At 55.0% G+C, this 19114-nt stretch carries 17 protein-coding genes; 9 read left to right on the forward strand and 8 right to left on the reverse strand.

Annotated elements, in window-relative coordinates:
* Positions 1-32: 32 nt before the first annotated feature.
* The 3 genes from SH421x_RS08605 to SH421x_RS08615 form a co-directional block, all read right to left on the reverse strand.
* On the reverse strand, positions 33-788 hold the full coding sequence (locus SH421x_RS08605; protein WP_488855012.1) for a tRNA(His) guanylyltransferase Thg1 family protein: 756 nt from the start codon (positions 786-788) through the stop codon (positions 33-35).
* The gene (locus SH421x_RS08610) at positions 778-1224 is read right to left on the reverse strand and encodes an AAA family ATPase (RefSeq protein ID WP_488855013.1); all 447 of its coding nucleotides are present in this window, start codon (positions 1222-1224) and stop codon (positions 778-780) included. The genes SH421x_RS08605 and SH421x_RS08610 overlap by 11 nt, the downstream gene beginning before the upstream one ends.
* 64 nt (positions 1225-1288) lie before the next feature.
* Positions 1289-1591: an SEC-C metal-binding domain-containing protein gene (locus SH421x_RS08615; RefSeq protein WP_488855014.1), complete on the reverse strand. Its 303-nt coding sequence runs from the start codon at positions 1589-1591 to the stop codon at positions 1289-1291.
* A 256-nt stretch (positions 1592-1847) separates the two neighbouring features.
* On the opposite strand from SH421x_RS08615, the gene SH421x_RS08620 reads away from it, so the two are divergent.
* The 5 genes from SH421x_RS08620 (at position 1848) to floA (ending at position 6209) form a co-directional block, all read left to right on the forward strand.
* Positions 1848-2285 carry a hypothetical protein gene (locus SH421x_RS08620; protein WP_488855015.1) on the forward strand — a complete coding sequence of 146 codons (438 nt, stop codon included), beginning with the start codon at positions 1848-1850 and terminating at the stop codon, positions 2283-2285.
* A gap of 70 nt (positions 2286-2355) precedes the next feature.
* Positions 2356-3264 carry a DUF1559 family PulG-like putative transporter gene (locus SH421x_RS08625; protein ID WP_488855016.1) on the forward strand — a complete coding sequence of 303 codons (909 nt, stop codon included), beginning with the start codon at positions 2356-2358 and terminating at the stop codon, positions 3262-3264.
* Positions 3265-3341: 77 nt separating this feature from the next.
* Positions 3342-4259: a DUF1559 family PulG-like putative transporter gene (locus SH421x_RS08630; protein WP_488855017.1), complete on the forward strand. Its 918-nt coding sequence runs from the start codon at positions 3342-3344 to the stop codon at positions 4257-4259.
* A 432-nt stretch (positions 4260-4691) separates the two neighbouring features.
* Complete coding sequence (locus tag SH421x_RS08635; RefSeq protein ID WP_488855018.1) at positions 4692-5033, forward strand: hypothetical protein; 342 nt, start codon at positions 4692-4694, stop codon at positions 5031-5033.
* A gap of 93 nt (positions 5034-5126) precedes the next feature.
* Complete coding sequence (gene floA, locus SH421x_RS08640; RefSeq protein WP_488855019.1) at positions 5127-6209, forward strand: flotillin-like protein FloA; 1083 nt, start codon at positions 5127-5129, stop codon at positions 6207-6209.
* Between the two features lie 88 nt (positions 6210-6297).
* On the opposite strand, the gene SH421x_RS08645 is transcribed toward floA, so the two are convergent.
* Positions 6298-6726 carry a type IV pilin protein gene (locus SH421x_RS08645; RefSeq protein ID WP_488855020.1) on the reverse strand — a complete coding sequence of 143 codons (429 nt, stop codon included), beginning with the start codon at positions 6724-6726 and terminating at the stop codon, positions 6298-6300.
* A 265-nt stretch (positions 6727-6991) separates the two neighbouring features.
* On the opposite strand from SH421x_RS08645, the gene SH421x_RS08650 reads away from it, so the two are divergent.
* Positions 6992-7810: a c-type cytochrome gene (locus SH421x_RS08650; RefSeq protein WP_488855021.1), complete on the forward strand. Its 819-nt coding sequence runs from the start codon at positions 6992-6994 to the stop codon at positions 7808-7810.
* Positions 7811-7926: 116 nt separating this feature from the next.
* A complete protein-coding gene (locus tag SH421x_RS08655) occupies positions 7927-8847 on the forward strand; it encodes a hypothetical protein (RefSeq protein ID WP_488855022.1) in 921 nt (306 codons plus the stop codon).
* A gap of 16 nt (positions 8848-8863) precedes the next feature.
* On the opposite strand, the gene SH421x_RS08660 is transcribed toward SH421x_RS08655, so the two are convergent.
* Entirely contained in the window at positions 8864-9082 is a 219-nt protein-coding gene (locus tag SH421x_RS08660) for a DUF1653 domain-containing protein (protein ID WP_488855023.1), read from the reverse strand.
* A 301-nt stretch (positions 9083-9383) separates the two neighbouring features.
* On the opposite strand from SH421x_RS08660, the gene SH421x_RS08665 reads away from it, so the two are divergent.
* Together SH421x_RS08665 and SH421x_RS08670 are read left to right on the forward strand one after the other, a co-directional pair.
* Positions 9384-10853 carry a circularly permuted type 2 ATP-grasp protein gene (locus SH421x_RS08665; RefSeq protein ID WP_488855024.1) on the forward strand — a complete coding sequence of 490 codons (1470 nt, stop codon included), beginning with the start codon at positions 9384-9386 and terminating at the stop codon, positions 10851-10853.
* On the forward strand, positions 10853-11809 hold the full coding sequence (locus tag SH421x_RS08670) for an alpha-E domain-containing protein (protein WP_488855025.1): 957 nt from the start codon (positions 10853-10855) through the stop codon (positions 11807-11809). The genes SH421x_RS08665 and SH421x_RS08670 overlap by 1 nt, the downstream gene beginning before the upstream one ends.
* Before the next feature lie 254 nt (positions 11810-12063).
* Here the strand turns inward: SH421x_RS08670 and SH421x_RS08675 are convergent, their stop codons facing one another.
* The 3 genes from SH421x_RS08675 to SH421x_RS08685 all read right to left on the reverse strand — a co-directional run bounded on the left by SH421x_RS08675 (position 12064) and on the right by SH421x_RS08685 (position 19041).
* Positions 12064-12975 carry a transglutaminase family protein gene (locus SH421x_RS08675; protein ID WP_488855026.1) on the reverse strand — a complete coding sequence of 304 codons (912 nt, stop codon included), beginning with the start codon at positions 12973-12975 and terminating at the stop codon, positions 12064-12066.
* A gap of 19 nt (positions 12976-12994) precedes the next feature.
* Entirely contained in the window at positions 12995-15532 is a 2538-nt protein-coding gene (locus SH421x_RS08680) for a circularly permuted type 2 ATP-grasp protein (protein ID WP_488855027.1), read from the reverse strand.
* Positions 15533-15612: 80 nt separating this feature from the next.
* On the reverse strand, positions 15613-19041 hold the full coding sequence (locus SH421x_RS08685) for a transglutaminase family protein (RefSeq protein ID WP_488855028.1): 3429 nt from the start codon (positions 19039-19041) through the stop codon (positions 15613-15615).
* Between the last annotated feature and the right edge of the window lie 73 nt (positions 19042-19114).

Consider the following 19114-nt stretch of genomic DNA (forward strand, 5'->3'; position numbering starts at 1 on the left):
CACTGGTCCTTTTCTTAATAGGTGACCGAATATCAAGCCACGCGTGCTGCGACAAACTGGCTGTATTCGGTATTCATCGGCAAATCGTAGTCTGTCCGAATGCGGCGACGAACCGCGAAAACTTCGGTTTGCGTGCGAGGATCGATCGCACGCATTTCGTATTCTTCCCAGTAAAGTCCAATGCCCCTTTTTTGCCATCGAGGGAGATCATTGAAGTTAATTCCATGTTGAAAAAGCAAGTTATGTTTCTCACTGGGGCGCAGCCCCGACATCCGTGCGGTCGCTTGTTGTTGGCTTGCACCAGCTTTGCGGAGGGTCCAATAGCAGTAGGCGTTTAGCGAGTTTCGAGCGGCGTCTTCAGTTCGCCAACGGAAATAATCAACCACGAGTTCCCGGGTCGGCAACTGCGAGATACGGCAATCGAACGTTGCAACGGCGCCAAGTCGGAGGGAAAACTCGGCGCTCGCTTGGCCGGCGAGTGTAGAATGCAGCTTTCGCAATTTGCGACCAAATAATCGTTCCTCCAGATCAAACAGCAGCGAGATCTCGTCACTCTCTGTATAGGCGTAAGCGACACGAAAGCCGCAGTTCATCAGCGACGCAGTCGTTGTGGTCATCAAGTCACGAAATCGCGAATCGAACGGAGCATCGAAACCAACGAGCTGTTTGGTCAAGCGGGTAAAGCTTCGCCCATCCAGCCGTGCGACCATGTACACATCCGGCATGACGCAGAAGTCGGCGCAAGTTTCATAGACCCGCAGCTTGGCGTCTAGTTCGTCAAATTTCATCGTTCCATTTTTCGACGCGAAAACCGTCAGCGGTCAGGCAAACATAGTACAGCTCGTCGAATCCTTCTTCGTAACATGGATGTTCAAATTTTTTGGCAGTCGCCAGGATCGCAACTTGCGGGACAACCGAGCTAGGAGCTCGGTTGAGATTTCGGGCAACGCACTCCTCGACATGAGAGCGAAAATAGTAACCCACCGTTACAAATCGCTTTGATTTTGCCGCAGTCAGATACTTGGCTCTTTCTGCACGTGTTGGATTGGTATTATCGACCACAAATCGTTGATTAGTCGTCAGACATAGATCTAACAGCGACTCTTCGCGAAATCTCGTCTTGAGCAAATCAAGACTGATCCGCATATGGGTCGTGAAGAATCGCTGTTGATAAAACGACGATTTGCCCGCTCCCTGAAGTCCCATGAAGATGACCGCTTCCATCGCTAGTTCCGTGCGATCCCTCCTCAGGGGCAATCGTTAAAAGTAGTGATCCCGGTTCACTCCATCAAAAGCGGCCTCGGCCGAGACAACACTTCTTAAAGCGTTTGCCCGAACCGCAGGGACAGGGATCATTGCGCCCCAGCTTTTCCTCGAGCAATTTGTCTCCGTGGACCAGCCGCACGCCGTGCTTAACGCGCATTTCGGACGGGTAACCGCTGCGGCGTTTGCTCATCGGTTCGACGAAAGGAGTAGTTAGCTGGCGAATGGGTGATGTTAGGTCGCATAACGCACCTTTGCAAAGCGAAGAGAAATGAATTGGTCCTTGGATGACATCTCTAAGCTGCGAAAGTTCGCTGATCCTCGACATTAACGCTTAGATTTTTCCTGAGGATTTTAACGAGCGCGAGCGTCTCCTGGATCAATAGTAGGTGGACGAAATTGCTATTAAATGCTTGGAATTGGGAATCAGAGGATAAGCTACCCCCTTCAAAGCATGAAATAATCGAGTCAGTGATATATCGTGGCATCTTTTCGCAATTCTCCTTTGACGTCCATGGACGCGAGTGGAATTCGGATTTCGAGGCCTCTTTCTTATCGAAGCTCTTTCTACCAACGAGGCTTCTATGCGCTGTTTTATCCGATTTCCCTGCACCGTATCCGTTCTCTTCCTGCTAGGGATTACCTGCGGATGTGGAGGATCGACGGATACCTTAAATCGTCAAGCGGTCTCAGGTCAGGTAACCCTGAAAGGCGAGCCGCTCGACACCGGCGTGGTGATGTTTGAAACGCATGACTCGGCCAGTGGAACCAGCGGGGGAGCTGTGATCACGGCAGGACAGTTTGAAATCTCGAAGCAACGCGGATTACCACCCGGCGTCTATACGGTGCGGGTCTCCAGTCCCGATAGCAACTCGGTTGTCCAACGGGTGGAAGGGGAAGCGCCCGGCGATTCTTCTCGCGTGGCTAAAGAACGCGTTCCGAAAGTCTGGAACATCGACAGCCAAGAAACGATCACGGTTGAAGCGAACGGAAAGAACCGATTTGACTTAGCGATTCCGTAAATTCTGGAGATAGGCGATCACCCCGCATGCAACTCCCAAGTGATCGACTTTATCAACAGGAATCTTAGTAATGTTGTCATCAAAAGCGAAGAGCGGGTTTACGCTCGTCGAGTTGCTGGTTGTGATTGCGATTATCGGCGTCTTGATCGCGTTGCTGTTGCCTGCAGTGCAACAGGCTCGGGAAGCGGCGCGGCGAATGCAATGCTCTAATAATCTGAAACAGGTTGGTTTGGCGCTGCATACGTATCACGATACGTATCAAAACTTTCCGGCCGGCAATTATAGCTGCTGCTGGGGTACTTGGCAGTTGGCGATCTTGCCGCAAATGGAACAGGGGAACTTGTACGACAAGTACGATCAGTCGCACAAGTATGACGACAGCTACCGTTACAGCGCCGCGATCAATCAACCGGTCACGACGCAGCGGATTGCGACGCTGACTTGCCCCAGTGACGAGCCCAACGCGCCGATCCTCTCGATCACCTCGCACAACTACGCGGCCAACTACGGCAATACGGATTACAACCAGCAAGCCACTTGGAATAGCGTTACGTTTGGCGGAGCCCCCTTCTCTGGCAACTCGGCGACTGTCTCTAAATACTACGGGTTGCGCGACGTGATCGATGGTACATCCAATACGCTGCTGATCGCCGAAGTACTGCAAGGCAAATCGACCGATCTACGCGGTTTTTCGTGGTGGTCATTGGGCGCTAGTTTTGAAACCTATCTCGCTCCTAATTCTTCGCTGCCCGATGCGTTTAGCGGGGGCGACTGCATCAGTCATCCCGAGCAAAACTTGCCTTGCATTGTTTCTACAACCAGTAACCCAACTATGCTCGGTTCGCGCAGTCGCCATCCTGGCGGCGTCCAAGCGTTGCGTTGCGATGGATCGGTTCGCTTTGTCTCAGACAACATCAGTCTTGATACATGGCGCGCCTTATCGACCACCCGCGGCGGCGAAGTGCTGGGTGAATACTAAAGGGCTGCGAAATCAACGTGACGATTATTTTTCCTTTGTAACGATGTACATCATTTCGGAAGTCAGGAGTGGCGCGGATGAGTATCGAACGAAACAACACAAAAGGGTTCACGCTTGTTGAGCTATTGGTGGTGATTGCGATTATTGGCGTCTTGATCGCGCTGTTATTGCCGGCGGTGCAACAAGCCCGCGAAGCGGCGCGACGGATGCAATGCTCGAACAATCTCAAGCAGCTCGGCTTGGCGATGCACAACTATCATGACACCTACCAAACTCTTCCTTACGGCGCGATCGGCTGCTGCTACGGCACGTGGCAAGTCGCCATTCTGCCGCAAATGGAACTCGGGAATCTGTACGACAACTACGACTTCACCCAAAAGTACACCGGCAACACGTATGGCAGCGCCAACAACATCGATGTCACCAGTCAGCGAATCCCAGCGCTAACTTGTCCGAGCGACACGCCGCGCGAGAATGGCAGCGGCGTATCAGCCCACAACTATGCGGCCAACTATGGGAATACCAGCTACTCGCAAACAGCGACCTTAAACGGCGTCACATTTGGCGGGGCCCCTTTCTCCTACAACGCAGACAAAGCGAACAAAATCTATGGCCTCCGCGACGTGATTGATGGGACTTCCAACACCATGCTGGCCGCTGAAGTGCTGCAAGGGACAGCATCTCCGAATGATTTGCGCGGGTATACTTGGTGGGGAGACGCATCCGGCTTTGAGACGCATCTGGCGCCTAACTCGTCGCAACCTGATGCAATCTATGACGCGGCTTTGTGCAACAACCAGCCCCAGAAAAATCTCCCCTGTATCGCTTCGACCGGTAGCTATCCGTCGATGTTCGGTTCGCGTAGCCGACATCCCGGCGGCGTCCAGACGGTCTTGTGCGATGGATCGGCCCGGTTCGTTTCCGAGAATATTAATATTGATACGTGGCGCGGGCTTTCGACCACCCGGGGGCAAGAGGTTTTGGGCGAATATTGAGCTTAACTGCCTCAGGCCGCTGTGATTGGATCAAGTCCGCATCGAAAGCCGGTGCGGACTTTATGTTGTGCAGATCGCCAATTGACGTAACCTTTTTCAGGCAATCTTCCAAAAGAGGTAGTTGTTTGGCAGAGGATCGATCGATTTTCGTTGTAGTTTTCTTGGGTTCCGCTAGACTACGAGCACGTTCAAAATTTCCCTCTGCAGTTTTGAATATGCGCCTGGTCGCGACGCGCTGCGCGACTCAGAGATTCGAGTTCGACGACGGAACACGTCGAGCTGCGGTTTCTGGACGATGATCAAAGCTCGTTCCTAGGGGGACGGCTCGATTGATCCAGAGCGCCCGATTGTCATGGTGCTCTGCTTCTTACTCAGCGAAGGCGCCCCCGGGAACTCGCTGAGTCCGCAGACTGCAAAACAAGGATGACGAACATGAACTTAATCCTCTGGATGACTGGCCTATTTACAGGCCGCGGCAAAGCGATCTCTCTGTATCGGCGCGGCATGGCGAAAGCCAATCAACATGACTATCCCGCCGCCGTGGACCTTTACTCTCAGACCATTGCGTTGGTTGCGACTCCGGCCGATGTCCGTGGAATGGCGCTTTACAATCGCGCCTTGGTTTACTCTGCATTGGGCGATGGGAGCAAAGCGACGGAAGATTTGAATCAGGTTCTCGCGGTCGCCGAGACTCCGGCCAATATTAAGATCGAAGCCAAACGCCGCTTGGCCCGCATGCGTCGAAACTCCGGCGATGCAACGACTCACGTCTAGCCGCCAGTTCGTTTATACTGAACCTGCGACGTGCGTACCGGTCAGCCGTTCGTCATCCATTGCGATTTTTAGCGGCCGATCAAGGAACCGTACATGTTTGCAGCCGCACCGTTGCTGGCCGATCTCGATTCTTGGCAAATGTTTTATTACGGCGTGACGGCCTTTGCCGGCATCTGCGGACTACTTTTCTTTTTTCTGATCTTGCGATACGGCGCCATCTGGTTCCAAGCATTTGTCTCCGGCGCCGAGATTAGTCTCCAAAGCCTGATCGGTATGAGCCTGCGACAGGTCCCCCCGGCGACAATCGTCACCGCCAAAATTATGGGAAAGCAGGCCGGTCTCAGTATTGATCGGCAAACCGGCATCAGCACCCAAAAATTAGAAGCCCATTTCTTGGCAGGCGGTGATGTCATGAGTCTGATGCGGGCCTTGATTGCTGCGGATCGCGCCGGGATAGATCTCGATTTTGAACGAGCCGCCGCCATCGAACTTGCTGGCCGTGACGTCTTCGACGCGGTGCGGACAAGCGTTTCGCCCAAGGTGATTGACTGCCCCACGCCGGTAGGCGGAGTTCACAAAGCCCTCAGCGCCGTCGCCAAAGATGGAGTCGAACTGTTGGTGAGAGCCCGCGTGACTGTGCGCACCAATCTGGCCCAGTTGATCGGTGGAGCAACCGAAGAGACGATTGTCGCGCGTGTTTGTCAGGGGATTGTCACGGTGATTGGTTCCTCAGCGACGCATATGGAAGTGTTGGAGACGCCGGCTAATATTTCTCGCGGCGTGCTAGAGCGAGGGCTCGACGCCAACACGGCGTTTGAAATTGTTTCGATCGATATCCTGGATGTCGACGTCGGCAAAAACATTGGCGCTCGCCTGCAAACCGACCAAGCCGAAGCCGATACTCGCGTCGCCCGCGCAGTGGCCGAAATTCGCCGCGCGGAAGCAGTCGCTTATCAGCAAGAGATGGTGGCCAAAGTGGTTGCGTGTCGCGCCGGCATGGTTCGCGCCGAAGCCCAAGTCCCCAAAGCGCTCGCCTTCGCGATTCGCGCCGGTAATCTCTACTCCAAGGGAGAAGCCGTTCTGTTTATCAATCGCACTGCTAACACGCGCCCCGGCGATAGTCTCTCGACGGATGGTCCGCTGCTGATGCCGCCAGGTGATGACGGCGGCAACTAATTGGCTGGCCCTGAATGGTTGAATGCTTCTAGGTGAGTTTCTCGCATGACGACGCCGTCATAAACAAAACAAGGCGGATCATCGTATTTCAGAAGTCGCAGTCCAGAGAAACCGGCATTGCCAATGAGGTGCACCAAATCATCTTTGGCCGGCACAAACTGAACGACAGATCAAGATCGATCGAATTTTGGACCGCTGTCTGTTCGAGATACGGCGTCAACAGCGCCAGTGTGCCCCACAGGTCATAGTAACGCGGAGCTCCGCCAATCGATTGTGCGCGATAAGCAGGCGGAAGATATTGAAGTGCTGATTCGTGATTATGAGCAGCCAAGCCCAACTGCTTCAGGTTGTTCGTACATTGCATCCGTCGACCCGCTTCACGGGCCTGCTGTACGGCAGGCAGCAGCAATCCAATCAAGACGCCGATGATCGCAATCACTACCAAAAGTTCGACCAGCGTAAAACCGAGTCGGCGACAATGGGCAGGTCTGCCATGGGGCTGGGGCGGAAATTTCATGGGGAGTTCTAAGCAGGAAAGCGTGCGAAATGTGGATCAAACAGTCAAGTGATAGTTTGAGTGTTAAGGAGAGAGCGACCTTTGTCAAGAACTCGGAGAGCTGATTTCTTCGAATTTGGCGATACATTGCCGTATTGATTCGGCTTGTCGCAGCAAGTTTGTAAGTCGTCATACCGCCGCGACTACAAGGCAAGGGATACGATAGTCGTTTAGATTCGCTGATTTTTTGTCGGCCCCATCGCGAGTCATGAGAAAGCATTGCGAAATGAGATGCGTCAAACTACTCCCAATTGTTGCGGCGTTTTGCCTGAGCGCTCAATTGTGGTTTGGGACTAGCTGCTGTTTGGCGGCGGAACCAGCGGCGAACTATCCGCCGGGCAAGCTTGGTGAAGTGGTCCAACTTGGCGAAGCGATCGTGCTGCATACTGACGAGCATCCTCTTTCCAAGCCGTATACCGGCAACGCGCTTCGCTGTACTTCGTGCCATTTGGAAGGTGGCAAGCATCCCCAGGCCGGCAGCTTTTTGCACACGGCCGCCGCTTATCCGGCTTGGTCTCCGCGTGAGCAGCGGGTAATCACGCTGGAAGATCGCGTGTTGAATTGCTTTATGCGCAGCCAGAACGGCGTTCGCCCACCCAATGGCAGCCAAGTCGCGGTCGCGGTAACCACCTATATCACTTGGTTGTCGACCGGAGCAGCGATCCAAATGAACGCCGAGAAGCCGCTCGGCCCCAACCATGTGCCGCCGCTCGATCTTGCGGCCCATGCGCCAGCCGATGTCGAGCGCGGCAAAACGATTTATGAGCAACGCTGCTCGGACTGTCATGGCGAAGCAGGCGGTGGTGATGCAGAGAACCCGCCGGTCTGGGGCGATCGCTCGTTCAACAACGGCGCCGGGCTCAGCCGCGTTGACAAGCTCGCGGCTTGGTTAAAAGTTGCAATGCCGCTAGATGACGCGACCATGTCCCCTCAAGAAGCGATCGACGTCGCCGCGTTTGTCAACAGCCACGAGCGCCCCCACTTTGACTTAGACGCCCACTTGCCGCCGCCCGAAAAGCGGGGCGAGTATAACGCCGAAAAGTAGCTCAATACGCATACTGTCGCGTAGCATTGTAATTTGGTGACAAGCCAGCAATCGACCGCTAAAATATGATCTTTAAGCGCGATTGAGCTCATCACAACCACTACGGCGCGCCCGCCATGTGCATCTTTGCCCAGCCTGTTATCTCGGTAAACCAAACCAAGATTTTTGCCCGCGCAACTTCGTCCGGCTCACAGTTTCTCGCCTATCAGATGAAGTATGAGTCGGGCGACGAGAATGCGATGATCTTGCCGCTGCCGGTGCGCCGACCGCATACGGATGACTGCGTACGGTTTATCAATTTAGAAGAGTATCCCGAATTCTTTGGCGAGCTAGATGGCGGATTTCCCTTTCTTCGATCGCGGGGAATTGGTTGTTCGGCTGGTCCTGTTACGGACTCCAGGTCAGGATTAGTGGTCTTTGAGGTCGGCAGTTACATTGCGTCTTTTGTGCCCAGCCTCGCCGATTTCTCCCGACTTGATTCTCGGTTTGTTCTGCCTGAGCAGACTTGGACGCAGGTTCCACAGTATCAAGATTATAGTTTCGCCGTATTTCAATTGGCGTCTGGTGCGATCCAGCCCCATCCAATGGCGTTAGAGTTTGATAGCGCGCTGCGTGATTCACTTTACTTTCCCACGCTGCATATTCATGACGGTCAGGTCCATAAGTCCGAAGAGTTTGATCACGCTCTTTATTTGCAGCACGCTGGCTTTGATGGTCGAGTTCACGGATACATCAATTCCAATGTGGACGATCCGGCGACTGGACTGGTGCGATCCAAGTACATTGCAAAGGACTTTTGCGATGTCGCACGGACCAACGGCGTGGTCTTGCCCCAGTTGCTTGTCCATCGCCGAATGGTGCAGGGCGAACTACTGAATCAAGATATCGAGATCGCAACCAGCGGCGATCCAACGCACCCAGGGCTCAACCTCCGCTGGTTGACCCCATTTGCGTGGTGCGGAGTGGGAGCTGCGGCGATGGGCTGGTTCTTTGCGCGACGAGCGAAGCTGCGGAAGCGGCAATTAGACGCCGATTGAATTTGCCGCCGGCTGTTCAGTCCGAAATTTTTTCAAATCTCGGAATCTGCTTCCCTGCGATCTCTACCAGTTCGGTAAACATGGCGGCCGGACGAACCCAAAGTCCGTGTGGCGGATATTCCTGGCGATAGACAACCAATAATTCTTCGGTCTCGCTGTGGCGTGCGACACCCAGCACGGTATATTCTGGCCCTTTATAGTGGCGATAACGGCCGGCTGATATCGAAGCGTCCATGTAGTGTTTCCAATCGGCAGGAATAATCGGCGGAGTTGCCCAAAGAATTGGTCTCGACAACGATTTCAATTGATATCATGAATACGCAATGGCCAGCAGGCCGCGCAATTATTTCTTTCGGGTGCGCGAAAAACGGGCATGATCGCCTGACGATTTTTCGATCTAGGTCGAATAAATCAGCGTAAACGATTGAAATCAGCCAATTTGCGATTCATTTCCGACCTTGAGACCCCGTGGCACGCAACGTGCTACTTTCACCTACGCCGAGAAACCCCCGTCGAAGGCGCAGGAGCCGCACGTCATGCAACAACAACAATCGATCGAACGAATCAACGGTGTCTCGGAGTACGACGTAGGCGAATTCTACGACGAAATGTTTGCCCATGATTCGTCGCCGCGAGACAATTGCAATCTTCTTTACAAACGAGTAATTGGGCTGACATCGCTTGATCTGCAGCGCCGCAAACTGGCGGCTGAGCGATCCATGATTCGGCTCGGGATTACTTTTAACGTCTATGGTGATGAGGAAGGAACCGAGCGGATCATTCCGTTTGACATTCTTCCCCGCATTATCAATGCCGCTGAGTGGAAGTGGGTCACCGATGGTTTAAAGCAGCGAATCGAAGCGTTAAACCTGTTTATCGGTGATATCTACAGTGATCAAAAGATCCTCAAGGATGGCGCGATCCCTGAACATGTTGTTCGTTCCGCCGCTTCCTTTCGCCCGCAATGCGTCGGGCTGAAGCCGCCGAAGGGAGTCTGGTGTCATATTACCGGCACCGACTTGGTGCGGGACCAAGAGGGCAAGTTTTACGTACTCGAGGATAACCTCCGCTGCCCATCCGGCGTTTCGTACGTGCTGCAGAATCGCCAGTTGATGAAACAGGCGTTTCCCGACCTGTTTGAATCATTGTCGGTCCGTCCGATCGACGACTATTGCGGCAAATTGCTGGATGCACTCAACTTTTTGGCCGAAGATCGAACCGATTCGCCTACGGTGGGCGTGCTGACGCCGGGCGTTTACAACTCAGCTTATTTCGAGCATTCGTTCCTGGCCCAGCAGATGGGTGTCGATCTGGTAGAAGGTCGCGATCTGGTCGTACAGGATAAAAAGGTCTACATGCGGACGACCAAAGGGCTGTCGCGAATCGACGTCCTTTATCGCCGGATTGACGACGATTTTATCGATCCGAAGGTCTTCCGCGAGGATTCGATGCTCGGCGTACCGGGGCTCATCGAAGCCTATCAGGCCGGCAATATCGCGCTGGCGAACGCTCCTGGCACCGGAATCGCCGACGACAAAGTCGTGTACGCTTACGTCCCAGAAATGATCAAGTATTATTTAGGGGAAGATCCGATCCTGCCGAACGTCCCGACCTATGTCTGTTTTGACGAGAAGCAACGCGATCATGTGCTGAAAAACCTCGATAAGTTTGTCGTCAAGCCGGCCAATGAGTCAGGTGGTTACGGCATGCTAATCGGGCCACGCTCAACGCGAGAAGAACAAGCAAAATTTGCCGAGTTAATCAAAGCGAATCCACGAAATTACATCGCCCAACCGACGCTTAGTCTCTCCCGAGCGCCGGTCATTATTGAGGATCGCCTGGAGGGACGGCACGTCGACTTGCGACCGTTTATCATCTACGGACGTGACGTCTTTGTGCTTCCAGGCGGACTAACCAGAGTTGCTTTGAAAAAAGGCTCGCTGGTTGTCAACTCCTCACAAGGCGGCGGGAGCAAAGATACCTGGGTTGTTGAGGAACTGCCGTAATGCTGAGCCGCGTCGCGGAATCCATTTATTGGATGAGCCGTTACGTGGAACGTGCCGAGAATGTGGCCCGTTTCATTTCCGTCAATCTTAACCTCAGCATGGATCTGGCCTCGGAGGGGCATCAGCAATGGCTGCCATTGGTGACCACGACCGGTGACGACAAGCTGTTCTACGAACATTACGACGCGCCGACCAAGCGAAACGTCTTGCAGTTCTTGACGTTCGATCGTGAAAATCCGAACTCGATTATCTCCTCGCTGATCGGCGCACGTGAGAACGCGCGCAGCATTCGCGAAGTGATTTCGGCCGAGATGTGGGAGCACATCAACAACTTTTACCTGATGGTTAAAGATGTGGGGGGCGCCGACGGCGTGATTGAAGAGCAGCTCGTCTTCTACGAGCAGATTCGCGCCTCGGGACAGCACTTTATCGGCATCACCGATGCGACGATGACGCACGGCGAAGGTTGGCATTTTGGCCAGTTCGGACGCTTGATGGAACGGGCTGACAAAACGTCCCGCATCCTTGACGTGAAATACTATATCTTGCTGCCGAGCCCGCAGCATGTTGGTACGCCGTTTGACGAATTGCAGTGGTCTGCCCTGCTCCGCTCGGCCAGCGCGTTTGAAATGTATCGCCAACGCTATGGACGCATCAATCCGGCGAACATCGTCAATTTTTTGGTGTTAGACCGAGAGTTTCCTCGGGCGATCCTGCATTGCCTCACAAAAGCAAACGATTCGTTGCATGCAATCTCGGGATCCGATCCCGAAAGCTTCAGCAATTTGGCGGAACAACGACTCGGCCAGTTGCGCGCCAGCTTGGCATTCACCAGCGCTGACGACATCGTTAATCGCGGGATGCACGAATTTGTGGACGACATGCAGCGCCGAGTCAATGCAGTAGGCTTGGCCCTTTCCAACACCTTCTTCGCCCGTGAAGCCGACGTCGCGTAACGCGATGCGATAGTCGCAGGATGGGTGGAGCAAGCGATTCGATTGGCAACTGTCCAAAGGCATGGCCCGCTTGCGCAACCCATCAGGGCTGATGGTTATACGCATGCATCCGCGATAGATACGCTCTCTGATATCTGGTGAGAAGTGCAATGGGGGAACGCAATGCGGTGGGTTGCGCAAGCGAGTTTTTGATGAATGAAGTTGGCGGATTGAACTCGCTTGCTTCACCCTGCCCTGCTTGCCACTCTTCCGCGTTAGCCGGCTTGCGATTGTGTTTGTGTTTGCGACGCGGTTGGTTGTTCTAGCGGCTCGACGTCGACGGAGACGCTCATCATGTGCTTTCCACCACCGACGACAACTCCTTGGATCGGCGTGACGTCTTCAAAGTCGCGTCCCCACGCATTGGTGACATGGTCGGTGCTGCAGAGCATGTCGTTGGTCGGATCGAGATCGACCCAACCAGTCTTGTCGCCGCAATAGGCCGAGAACCAAGCGTGTGACGCATCGGCGCCCACCAGACGCGGCTTGCCAGGCGGCGGCAACGTGCGGAGATAGCCGCTGACATAGCGAGCCGGCAGCCCCAACGAACGGAGACAGCCGATCGCGACGTGAGCGAAGTCTTGGCAAACTCCATGCCGGTTGGCGAACGCTTCGGCGACGGGAGTTTGAATCGTGGTCGCGGTCGAATCGTATTTGAAATCGGTCCGAATCCGCTTGGTCAACTCGCGCGCCGCGTCAAAGATCGGACGCTCTTTGGTGAACGAGATCTTGGCGTACTGCTGCAATTGGTCCAGAATCGGAATGTGTCGCGACTTGAACGCGAACTGTAGAACCGAGAGGATCCGCGGCGCACCGGGCCGAAATTGGGCTACGATTTGCTCCCACGGCGGATTGTCTTCGATCGGCGGAGGCGGAGAGACATCGACACGACTCGTCGCGACAATCGACAATCCATCATGCGGTTCAGTGACCGAGAAATAGTCAACACGGTTGTTGAAATAATCGCGGCGATTGACGATCGTTGGCGGTGCAGGCTGGACAGTCAGCCGATATTCGTGGACTGCCTGACGTGGAAAATTGGCCGGAGCCAGATGAACCAAGTTATGGCAAACCGAGGCCGGATGGGCGTAGGAGTATTTCGTGGTGTGCGAAATGCGATATTGCATGCGTCAGGGGCTTCCGCCGTTATGGGCGAATCTCGGTAAGGTGCACTTGCGCGCCAGCATGAATTAAATAACGATTTGACAATGCATCCGCCAATTTCGGCAATAGCGATTCGACCTCTTGCAGCAGCAGGCTAAGCGGTGCGTTGGGATTGAGGTCTTCCGACTCTCGGAAAACCGTCACGTCGCACATCCGCGTTTCATTCAGCAACATCATCGCGAGTCGCTGCTCCAGCGAAAACAGTCCTGAACTCGTGTTATGAGGCAAAGCGTTCACGTGGTCAAGCAGTTGCACCAGTTGCCGGGCGATCGAACGAGGATTGGTTTCGTCCGTCAGCAACAGGTCCAGCACCGCCGGCATTTGCACATCAGCCAAATATCGAGAGCGATAGGTCATCGAACTATCGGAGATTTCCAGCAGGGCTTCGAGGATCGATGATAAATCGCCGGTTGGCTCAATCAGGCAATTGCGAAGCAAACGAACTTGTTGCAAAGCTCGCTCGATGCGGCGGCCCATGTCAAGGAAGTAATAAATCTGCGTCCGCGTCATGCTCTCTGACACGATACCGCTAAACGCCGCTAAGTCCAGGATCAAATCATCCAGCAGCGTCAGTAGATCAGAAAGATCCCACTGGCCGACTGACGGCGGGGTAAAGCTCTTGTCGATGCGGTGCAAAATGCGCCAGCTATCAGACGAAACGCGATCGCGCGAGCGTGTTGTCAACCGGAAGATCTCGGTCACAATGGCCCGCAGGCTGAACGAGTCGTTGGCGTCAAACACCGCCGGCGGCAAGGCTAGTTCTAGCGGCGGCAGCTGTTTGCGAATCTCTTCAATGCCGTAGCCGGTTTCGATTTGGCCGATGTCGGCCAATGCTCGCAATAACGCCGGAGTCTCAGGCTGTTCTTCCAGGATCGATTCGCTCGTCAAACGAACAATCGTGGCGCGCAGCAAGCGGGCACAAACGTCGGCACGCTCTAGATTGCGGCCGAGCCAAAACAAGTTCTCCGCGACGCGACTAGGAAGCTCGCCGCCGGTACGTTTCAGCTCAATCGGACCGCCTGCTTTTTTCAGCAGCGAAACGCGATTCACTGGACCTTGCGAGATGACCCACGCATCTTTGCTTTTCTCACCGGCCAGGATCGACATCTCTAGCGGATCGGGCGCCGCTGAAACCCGCACCAGCCCCCCCTGCATCACTTCAAAGTCATCGCCCGACGCAACGGCGAATGCTCGCATCGCGATTGGCGCAGGTGCAATCCCCTGGGATCTCCAGATCGGACAGGTAGAGCGTTTGACAACTTCCTGACCAACAAACTGGGTGGGGTCAGTGCGAATCATCTTGATCGTCGCTTCGCGCGATTGATTGCGGACCTTGTTCGCGAACTCAAGTTCCTGACCGCGTCGGCGATACGCTCTTTTAACGATCAGCGAATCGAGATTGGCCAACACATGGTCCATCTGAGCTGGATCGCCGCACCACCAAGTTGCAACACCGGGCATCTTTAACGGTTCGCCAAACAGCTCCTGACAGAGCTTAGGCATGAAGGCCATAAAGATCGGCGATTCGACCAATCCCGACCCAAGCGGATTGATCACCGCGACGTTGCCGTTGCGCGACGCTTGCAGTAGACCGGGAACCCCTTCGGCCGTATGGCTTAGTTCAAGCGAATCACACTGCTCGCTATTGGGACGACGAATAATGACGTCGACCTGAATCAAGCCACCCAGCGTTTTCAGCATCACTTTGTGATTGCGAATCGCCAGATCTGAAGCTTCGACCAGCGTATAGCCGAGATATCGTGAAAGGTAAGCGTCTTCAAAATAATTGGGGCCGCCGGCTCCTTGGCTGAGGATCACCACACGCGGGTTTTCGACCCGTGGCGCGGCGGCCGCAACTGCCCGTTTGAGCGCGAGAAAATATTGAGCCAGGCGCTGAACGTTCGCTTGATGGAAGATCGTCGGTAACGTCCGAGACTGAATCAGGCGATTTTCGAGCACGAAGCCGGCCCCCGAAGGTGCTTCGGTCCGATCGGCCAACACCCACCATTGGCCGTTGGGAGAACGAGCAATATCGGCGGCATAAAAATGTAGAAAATGATTGGCCGGAGGTCGCTGGCGATGAAACGGGCGATAAAAACCAGGGTGCCCAAACACCACTTCCGGAGGCAACACGTTGCTTTTCATCAGCTCTTGATGACCGTAGATATCGGTCAAAATTGCTTCTAGCAATCGCGCGCGTTGCTGCAATCCGCTGGCCGCTACATCCCAATCCTCGCTCTCAATAAGCAGCGGAATAGGGTCCAGCTCCCAAGGACGAGATTCTTTCTCGTTCTCTTTCCACGAACTGTAGGCTAGGCCGTTTCGGTTGAGCGAGCGGTTGGCTTGCAACCAGCGGCGTTTGAATCCCTCAACGCCTAGGCTCTCGACCGCCTGCACGAAGGGGCGCCAAGCGGTGCGTACACCGCTAGCGTCTTGTAATTCGTCATAGACCCCCTCTCCTTTCCGATAGGTGGAAAAGAGTGCAGGCGTCGCAGGCGCATTCGGGGAAGCATTCGACACGGAGTCTTCGTTCGACAAGGGTGGGGGCTTCGTCGGCGACGGATCGGTCGACGGATCAATCGGATCGCGACCTCGCTGGCTCACTTCCGTACCGTTTTACCCCGACGCAAATCTAACGTGAAGGGGAAGTCAGGATTCGGTTCATCCAGCGGCATCGGCATTTTACCCGCCGTATGGCCCATTTGGTGGAAGCGTGCGGCTCGACGTGATTCAGCCTCGAAGGCATTCACCGGGAATGATTCCGGATTATTACCGCCGGGGTGTCCCACAAAATATCGGCAGCCGCCAAGTGACCGCTGTTGCCAAATGTCGAACAAGTCGAACGTCAGCGGTTCATCCACCGGAATCGTAGGATGCAAGCATGACGGGGGCTGCCAGGCGCGATAGCGGACACCTGCCGCAAATTGCCCTTGTACCCCAGTCGGATGGAGCGGAACTTTGCGGCCATTGCAGGTGACCATGTAGCGTTCGGGGGTCATCCCATCGACGCGAACCTGAAGTCGCTCAATCGACGAGTCGACATAGCGAGCCGTCGCTGCGGCGCCCTGCTCTTCTCCCAGGACGTACCACGGCTCAATCGCGGTACGAAGTTCGATGTTCACGCCCCGCTGGCTAAAGTGCCCAATCTTCGGGAATTTGAACTCAAAGTGAGGCGCAAACCACTCAGCCTTCAAATCGAAAGCGTGCAGGTTGGTTTCCTGGATGACATCTTCAAAGTCTTGCCAGACAAAGTACGGCAACATGAAGCGGTCATGCAGCGTCGTATCCCAATTGACCAGCGGCGTGCGGTAAGGATCTTCGAGAAAGCGGCAGACCAACGCACGCAGCAGCAATTGCTGCGTCAGGCTCATCCGAGCATGCGGCGGCATTTCAAACGCGCGGAACTCAAGCAGCCCGCGGCGTCCTGAGCTGCTGTCGGGCGAAAAGAGCTTGTCCATGCAAAATTCGGATCGATGCGTGTTGCCGGTCATATCGACCAGCAAGTTGCGGAAAATACGATCGACCAACCAAGGAGGACACTCGCCGGTCTCCGGAATTTGCTCAAACGCAATTTGAAGTTCATAGATCGCGTCACGACGACCTTCGTCGATGCGCGGCGCCTGGGAGGTCGGACCGATAAACGATCCGCTGAACAAGTACGAAAGCGCAGGATGGTTGTGCCAATAGGCGACCAGACTGCGAAGCAAGTCAGGACGCTGCAGGAACGGGCTTTGGCCGGGAGTCGGACCGCCGATGACGACGTGATTTCCACCGCCGGTGCCGGTATGGCGACCATCCTGGTTAAACTTCTCGGTTCCCAGTCGCGAGTAATGCGCGTCTTCGTAAACGCCGGTCGTAATGTTGACCAGTTGGTCCCAGTTGTGAGCCGGCTGAATGTTGACCTCGATCACGCCGGGATCGGGGGTCACGCTGAAGCTGTTGATGCGATCGTCGTGCGGCGGCAAGTAGCCTTCGATCACCACCGGTACGTTCAGCTCTTGGGCCGTTTGTTCCACCGCGCTCATTAGTTCCAGATAAGCTTCGATCCGGTCTAGCGGCGGACAGAAAACGTGTAGCCGTCCTTCGCGCGCTTCGATGCACAATGCGGTACGGATCACCGCCGAATCATAGGTGGTGCTGTCCCAGGTGTGCGATTGACCATTGCCGCCGCCAGAGGAGGATTGTCCACCGTCCAGCGACTGGCCATGGATGCCTTGACCAGGGCTTACCCCGCCCAGACCGCCGTTGCTGTGCGTGCGAGTATAAAGTGGCGCATGCGACGCGCCGGTCAGCATTTCCATGCCGCTGTGTCGCGCGACCAGTTCTTCGTGCGACATCAGCGCGGTTCGCTCGGCCATCGGGTCCAATGGGAAGAGGACCGAACGTTCGTTCTTTGCTTCCCAAATCAGCGAATCGAGCGGCAAACGCAATCCCATCGGCGAGTCGCCGGGGACCAGGAATAATTCTTCGGACCGGACCACCCACTCGCCGCTGATCCACTTGGGCGTCGGCGCCCAGTGAGCATACTGCAGCGGCAGGATCACGCCGACCGGGCTGGTGAGCCCTTGCTCAAAGATCCGCGCCATCCGCAGACGTTCTTCTTTGTCGTCTAGTTTCGAGTTAGCGGGAGCAACGTTCGCCGGCATCCGGCGTTCGCGCCATGCGTAGTAGAACGCGTCTTCGTAGGCAAAGTTGACATGTTGCGGATTGACCTGGATCTTTTCGGCCAGGATCACGCCAAATTCTTTAGCGACGTCCGCGGTATGTCCGTAGTCGACATGATCAACGGCGAACAGCTCTGGGTTTCGCCAAATCGGTTGACCATCTTCGCGCCAATAACAGCGGAACGCCCAACGCGGCAGTGGTTCTCCGGGATACCATTTGCCCATGCCGTAATGAAGCAACCCGCCGGGAGAAAAGCGATTGAACAAACGACGCATCAGGTCATCGGCCAAGCGTCGCTTGGTCGGACCGACGGCGGCCGTGGTCCACTCTTCCCCTTCCATATCGTCGATCGAGACAAAGGTTGGCTCGCCCCCCATCGTCATCGTGATGTTGGCGTCGTCTAGCCGTTGGTCGACCACTCCGCCCAGTGCGTTGATCTTCGCCCATTCTTCTTCGGTGTAAGGCTTGGTGACCCGGGGATCTTCCCAGAACCGCGAGACGTTCATCGAGAAGCTAAAGTCAACCTTGTCACATTTTTCATGACCGCCATCAATTGGCGCCGCACTCATAGGTGAAGGAGTGCACGCCAGCGGGATATGTCCTTCGCCGGCCAATAAACCCGAGGTCGCGTCGAGACCAATCCAACCTGCGCCCGGCAAAAAGACTTCGGCCCACGCATGCAGGTCGGTAAAGTCGATTTCGGTGCCGGAAGGGCCATCCAACGATTTGACGTCAGGCTTCAGCTGAATGATGTAGCCGGAAGCGAAGCGCGCGGCCATGCCAAATTGACGCAACGTCTGAACCTGCAACCAGGCTGAGTCGCGGCACGAACCGCGACGGAGCGTCAGCGATTCTTCAGGCGTTTGCACGCCGGGTTCCATGCGGATTTCATATTCCATCTCTTGATGGATGCGTCGATTGAGATCGACGACAAAATCGATTGTCTTGCGAGGAGTCAAATCGATCGTCTGCAGGAACGCGGCAAGCTGCGGACCGGCCGGCTCTTTTTCAAGAAACGGCAGCAGATCGGCTTTCAGTGCGCTCTCGTAAGTGAACGGGTACATCTCCGCAGCCGGTTCTACGAAGAAGTCGAACGGATTGATCACCGTCATCTCGGCGATCAGGTCAACATCGACCCGAAAATGATCGCAAGGTTCGGTAAAGACGACGCGCCCCACAAAGTTGCCAAACGGATCTTGCTGCCAGTTCAAAAAATGAGCTTTGGGGCTGATCGACAGTGAGTAGCTATGAATCGGCGTGCGACAATGGGGCGCCGGTCGCAAGCGGATCGTTTGCGGGCCCATCCCAATGTGACGGTCGTATTGATAAAAGGTTGAATGGTGCAGCGCGGTCAGAATCGCCATCGTAGTTTTGCCTTTGCGTGCGTCGCGGCTATTAGCTTCTTATGGATCCTAGAGTAGCACGAATGCTAGGAAG

The organism is Blastopirellula sp. SH421 (genome assembly GCF_057808535.1).

What these genes read in the sequence shown, in the direction of transcription:
- SH421x_RS08625 (WP_488855016.1), top strand. Translation starts at nt 2,356, where the DNA reads ATGTTGTCATCAAAAGCGAAGAGCGGGTTTACGCTCGTCGAGTTGCTG.
- SH421x_RS08615 (WP_488855014.1), bottom strand. Translation starts at nt 1,591, where the DNA reads ATGTCGAGGATCAGCGAACTTTCGCAGCTTAGAGATGTCATCCAAGGA.
- SH421x_RS08620 (WP_488855015.1), top strand. Translation starts at nt 1,848, where the DNA reads ATGCGCTGTTTTATCCGATTTCCCTGCACCGTATCCGTTCTCTTCCTG.
- SH421x_RS08610 (WP_488855013.1), bottom strand. Translation starts at nt 1,224, where the DNA reads ATGGAAGCGGTCATCTTCATGGGACTTCAGGGAGCGGGCAAATCGTCG.
- SH421x_RS08665 (WP_488855024.1), top strand. Translation starts at nt 9,384, where the DNA reads ATGCAACAACAACAATCGATCGAACGAATCAACGGTGTCTCGGAGTAC.
- SH421x_RS08660 (WP_488855023.1), bottom strand. Translation starts at nt 9,082, where the DNA reads ATGGACGCTTCGATATCAGCCGGCCGTTATCGCCACTATAAAGGGCCA.
- SH421x_RS08675 (WP_488855026.1), bottom strand. Translation starts at nt 12,975, where the DNA reads ATGCAATATCGCATTTCGCACACCACGAAATACTCCTACGCCCATCCG.
- floA (WP_488855019.1), top strand. Translation starts at nt 5,127, where the DNA reads ATGTTTGCAGCCGCACCGTTGCTGGCCGATCTCGATTCTTGGCAAATG.
- SH421x_RS08650 (WP_488855021.1), top strand. Translation starts at nt 6,992, where the DNA reads ATGAGATGCGTCAAACTACTCCCAATTGTTGCGGCGTTTTGCCTGAGC.
- SH421x_RS08670 (WP_488855025.1), top strand. Translation starts at nt 10,853, where the DNA reads ATGCTGAGCCGCGTCGCGGAATCCATTTATTGGATGAGCCGTTACGTG.
- SH421x_RS08605 (WP_488855012.1), bottom strand. Translation starts at nt 788, where the DNA reads ATGAAATTTGACGAACTAGACGCCAAGCTGCGGGTCTATGAAACTTGC.
- SH421x_RS08685 (WP_488855028.1), bottom strand. Translation starts at nt 19,041, where the DNA reads ATGGCGATTCTGACCGCGCTGCACCATTCAACCTTTTATCAATACGAC.
- SH421x_RS08630 (WP_488855017.1), top strand. Translation starts at nt 3,342, where the DNA reads ATGAGTATCGAACGAAACAACACAAAAGGGTTCACGCTTGTTGAGCTA.
- SH421x_RS08635 (WP_488855018.1), top strand. Translation starts at nt 4,692, where the DNA reads ATGAACTTAATCCTCTGGATGACTGGCCTATTTACAGGCCGCGGCAAA.
- SH421x_RS08645 (WP_488855020.1), bottom strand. Translation starts at nt 6,726, where the DNA reads ATGAAATTTCCGCCCCAGCCCCATGGCAGACCTGCCCATTGTCGCCGA.
- SH421x_RS08655 (WP_488855022.1), top strand. Translation starts at nt 7,927, where the DNA reads ATGTGCATCTTTGCCCAGCCTGTTATCTCGGTAAACCAAACCAAGATT.